The sequence below is a fragment of the Caballeronia sp. M23-90 genome, assembly GCF_053574605.1.
This window is the reverse complement of sequence record NZ_JBSIPA010001007.1, coordinates 1-315: the sequence shown is the minus strand read 5'-3', so window position 1 is coordinate 315 and position 315 is coordinate 1. Positions and strand designations below refer to the sequence as shown.

Annotated in this window: 1 protein-coding gene; it reads right to left on the bottom strand. The window is 64.4% G+C overall.

Going from position 1 to position 315, the window contains the following annotated elements; all coding sequences use genetic code 11:
- A partial coding sequence (locus tag ACRXB1_RS37540) for a DUF4126 domain-containing protein (protein ID WP_449494958.1) occupies positions 1-315 on the bottom strand: 315 nt, incomplete at both ends.

The window sequence follows — 315 nt, the reverse complement described above, 5'->3', positions numbered from 1 at the left end:
GCCGCGGCAGCGCCCATCCGGCGCACAGCAGGAACGCGATGATCAATAGCAGACACAACAACGGCACGAATAGCGCGAGCGTGATGCCGAGCAGCGCGCCGAAGTCTTCGGTGGCGGAGGCAACCCAGTTCGATACCGGTTCCGGCGACAAATTGATGAGCGCGCGCGTTCCGGCCTTAGCCAGATGCGCCGCGGCAGCGCCCATCCGGCGCACAGCAGGAACGCGATGATCAATAGCAGACACAACAACGGCACGAATAGCGCGAGCGTGATGCCGAGCAGCGCGCCGAAGTCTTCGGTGGCGGAGGCAACCCA